Source organism: Streptomyces sp. URMC 124, assembly GCF_051386455.1.
Classification (GTDB): domain Bacteria; phylum Actinomycetota; class Actinomycetes; order Streptomycetales; family Streptomycetaceae; genus Streptomyces.
Genome location: NZ_JBPQTS010000354.1, coordinates 1 through 568, shown reverse-complemented (window position 1 = coordinate 568; position 568 = coordinate 1). Strand labels below are relative to the sequence as shown.

Annotated in this window: 1 tRNA gene; it reads left to right on the top strand. The window is 66.4% G+C overall.

The window, feature by feature from the left end:
- Positions 1-198: 198 nt before the first annotated feature.
- Positions 199-290 (top strand) — tRNA-Ser (locus ACSNOG_RS32905).
- Positions 291-568: the final 278 nt, after the last annotated feature.

Genomic DNA, 568 nt, shown 5'->3' with positions numbered 1-568 from the left:
GTCCGGGGGCGGGCGGGGCGTGCCGGGCCCGGCCGATCCCTTCACCCGTCTAACGCGCCGGGCGGCAACGCGTTGCGCTCCGGAAAACGTCTTTGCCCCGCCCAGTGAAAGCCCGGTACCGTAGGGGTGCGATTGGTGAGCGACCGCGAGGTTGTGCCATCATCTGCATCGCACCACCCGCGCATGCGTGGGTGGGCTGGAGGCGTCGCCTAGTCCGGTCTATGGCGCCGCACTGCTAATGCGGTTTCGGGGTAACCCCCTGATCGAGGGTTCAAATCCCTCCGCCTCCGCAGCCACCGGAAGCCCCGGTCGTCCTCGAGACGGCCGGGGCTTCCGCGTTCCCGGGGCGATCTCGCCCGGGGGGCGCTCCGAAGTTCCGCTCTGAAGGGCGTTTTCGCAGGTCAGGGTGGGTGGAGGGAATGGATTTCGCGTCGCGGCGGAGTTCATGTAATGTTGTCCACGCAACGCCGACCGGCAAGAAAACGCCGGGAAGCCGAGCGCTCGTAGCTTAACGGATAGAGCACTTGACTACGGATCAAGAGGTTGCAGGTTCGAATCCTGCCGAGCG